The organism is Actinoplanes sp. NPDC026623 (assembly GCF_040638275.1).
Taxonomy (GTDB): Bacteria; Actinomycetota; Actinomycetes; order Mycobacteriales; family Micromonosporaceae; genus Actinoplanes.
In genome coordinates this window covers 1-2,640 of sequence record NZ_JBEZXZ010000399.1, presented here as the reverse complement: position 1 = coordinate 2,640, position 2,640 = coordinate 1, and the positions used below count along the sequence as shown (strand labels likewise).

Genomic DNA, 2,640 nt, shown 5'->3' with positions numbered 1-2,640 from the left:
CACCGACCCGGTCGGCGCGGAGCTGGTGCGGCGGTACCTGGCCGCGTACGGGCCCGCCGCGACGGCCGATGTGCGGGCCTGGTCCGGCCTCGCCGGGCTGCCGGCCGCGGTGGCGGCGGTGCGCGGGGAGCTGGTCGCCTTCCGCGACGAGCGGGGCCGCGAGCTGCTGGACCTGCCCGGCGCGCCGCGCCCGGACCCCGACACGCCCGCCCCGGTGCGGTTCCTGCCGGCGTTCGACAACGCGCTGCTCGGCTACGACGACCGGAGCCGGATCGTCGACGCCGCCCACCGCGGCCTGTCGGTCACCGGCACCCGGGTCGTCCTGGTCGACGGCCGGGTCACCGCGACGTGGACCGTCGAGGACGCCACCGTGAGCGTCGTCCCGCTGCGCGCTCTGTCCGATGCCGAGCGTGACGCGGTGGCCGAGCAGGGCCACGCGCTGGCGTCGTTGCTCTGCGACGGCGACGGCCCCCGGGTGCGGATCGGCGCGTCTCCCGGCTGAGCGACACCGCCCGCGAGCCGCTGGCGGTGGGACCGGATGTGGTGGCACGCTGCGGGTCTCGCTGCCGTTGTCGGTGGGTACTGGTACAACTTACGGAATTGAAACACGCGTTCGAGTGACGCTGTTGGCGGTAACGACGAAGGGATGACCATGGCTACGGCGGCACGCACCGGTGTGCGAGGGCTCAGCACGGACGAGTTGCAGACGATCCGGGACGGGCTCGCGGCCGGGCGGCGGCCCCGGGTGATGTTCACCGAGTCCGCGGGCCAGATCGCCGGTCAGGTCGGCCAGGTGGTGACGCTCACCGACCCGGCCGAGTCCGACGAGTGGGTCGTCGTGCGGTTCGGCCGCGACGAGCTGCCCTTCTCCCCCGACGACCTGCAGGTGGCGCCGAAGGGTCCGGTCAAGAAGGCCGCTCCGGCGGTGCCGGAGCAGACCAGGACCGAGCCGGAGTTCGTCATGGACAAGCCGCTGCCCGCTCCCACCCCACCCGCGGCGCCCGCGCCCGAGGCGTCGTCCCCGGCCCCGGCGCCGCGCAAGGCACCGCCCCGGGCCGCGAAGCCGAAGCCGCCGCCGGGCCTGACCGTGACCCTGGCCTACACCGACGGCGAGTGGACGATCGCCGCCAACCAGGGCACCAAGGCGCTGGCGAAGCCCTATGTGGTGAAGCCGTCCGAGGCGATGAGGATGGTCCAGCTGGTCGACGTGCCCGGGGTGCAGGAGGCCGTCGAGCTGATCGTCTCCGCCGAGCGTGCCGAGGCCGAGCAGCAGGCGGAGCGGCTGCGCGCCGAGCTGGCGGAGATCGAGGCCCGGCTGGCGGAGTTGCGCGACGCCGGCTGAGTCGTGGCCCGGGCGTGCGATCATGGCGACCCTATGGACGTGTCATGGCGGGTGCCCTGGGTGTGGCGGGTGCTGCTCAGGTTGTCCCGGGTGCTGGTGCCGGCGATCTGCCGGCTGCAGGTGTCCGGGACGGTCCCGGACGGGTTGCGCCACGGCCCGCTGATCCTCGCGGCCAACCACGTCAGCCCCGTCGACCCGATCGTGATGGCCGCGGCGTGCAGCATCGTCGGGATCGCGCCGCGGTTCATGGCCACCGGCGGGGTGTTCGACGCGCCGATCGTCGGCTCGGTGCTGCGGGCGGCCGGGCAGCTGCGGGTCGACCGGCACACCGCGCAGGTCACCCGAGCGCTGCCGGACGCCGCGGCCGCGCTGCGGGCCGGTTCCGTGGTGCTGGTCTATCCGGAGGGCCGGATCGGGCTGGACCCGTGGATGTGGCCGGAGCGGGGCAAGACCGGGGTGGCCCGGATGGCGGCGATGTCGGGGGCGCCGGTGATCCCGGTGGCGCAGTGGGACACCCACCGGGTGCTGCCCTACGAGGCGCCGGTCGGGATCGTCGGTTCCGTGCTGCGGGCGATGCGGCACCGGCCGGTGGTGCGGGTCCGCTTCGGGGAGCCGGTGGACCTGACCGGGCTGACCGGCACGACCGGTGCGCAGGCGATGCGGGCGACCGACCGGATCGTCGAGGGCATCGCCCGCACCCTCGAGCCGCTGCGCCCGGACGAGCCGGAGCTGCCGCGCCACGTGGACCGGACCCGGCCGGTGGACATGGCCCGGGTCCGCAGGCGCCGCTCAGGCGGGTTCGAGGTGGGTTAGCTGCGCCAGCAGCTGCACCAGCCGATACGCCTCGGCCACGTCGGCGGCGGTGAACGTGACCGTGCGGGCGCCCGGCGCACGGGCGACGCCGGGGATCAGCACGGCCAGGTCGACGGTGTACGGCCCGTACAGGTCGACCTCGACCTTGATCGGCCCGGGCAGGGTCACCAGCGGCACCTGATCGTGGCGGCGCACGGCCTTGGCGGCGGCCCGGTGCAGCTGGTCGCGGGCCTCGTCCGGGTGCAGGGCGACGGTGGCGGCCTGGCCGAGGGCCCGCTTGACGGCGACGGTCTGCGCGGCCGGCACGAGCTCGCACAGCTCGGCGCAGGCGGCGTCGTCGCCGCTGATCAGCACGACCGGCGCGCCGTGAAAGCCGGCCATGGCCGCGTTCAGCCCGATCTCGCCCATGGACCGGCCGTCGAGGCGCACGTCGAGCAGCCCGCCGCCGATGGTGTGCGCCAGCACGCCCGGGCCGCTGCCGGCCC

The 2,640-nt window shown here is 75.3% G+C and carries 4 protein-coding genes; 3 read left to right on the top strand and 1 reads right to left on the bottom strand.

Translation table 11 applies throughout. The annotated features are described in order from the left end of the window. From AB0F10_RS45180 to AB0F10_RS45170, 3 genes are all read left to right on the top strand, one after another. On the top strand, window positions 1-502 hold a 502-nt coding region (locus tag AB0F10_RS45180), incomplete at its 5' end, for a DNA glycosylase AlkZ-like family protein (RefSeq protein ID WP_360640724.1). A 150-nt stretch (window positions 503-652) separates the two neighbouring features. Beyond that, window positions 653-1,342, top strand: coding sequence for a hypothetical protein (locus AB0F10_RS45175; protein ID WP_360640726.1), 690 nt, complete (start codon window positions 653-655; stop codon window positions 1,340-1,342). A 33-nt stretch (window positions 1,343-1,375) separates the two neighbouring features. Then, complete coding sequence (locus AB0F10_RS45170) at window positions 1,376-2,155, top strand: lysophospholipid acyltransferase family protein (RefSeq protein ID WP_360640722.1); 780 nt, start codon at window positions 1,376-1,378, stop codon at window positions 2,153-2,155. On the opposite strand, the gene AB0F10_RS45165 is transcribed toward AB0F10_RS45170, so the two are convergent. Continuing rightward, on the bottom strand, window positions 2,132-2,640 hold a 509-nt coding region (locus AB0F10_RS45165; RefSeq protein WP_360640720.1), incomplete at its 5' end, for a M55 family metallopeptidase. The two genes, AB0F10_RS45170 and AB0F10_RS45165, sit on opposite strands and share 24 nt — an antisense overlap.

Coding starts and splice junctions, on each gene's coding strand:
- AB0F10_RS45170 (WP_360640722.1), top strand. CDS start 1,376: ATGGACGTGTCATGGCGGGTGCCCTGGGTGTGGCGGGTGCTGCTCAGG.
- AB0F10_RS45175 (WP_360640726.1), top strand. CDS start 653: ATGGCTACGGCGGCACGCACCGGTGTGCGAGGGCTCAGCACGGACGAG.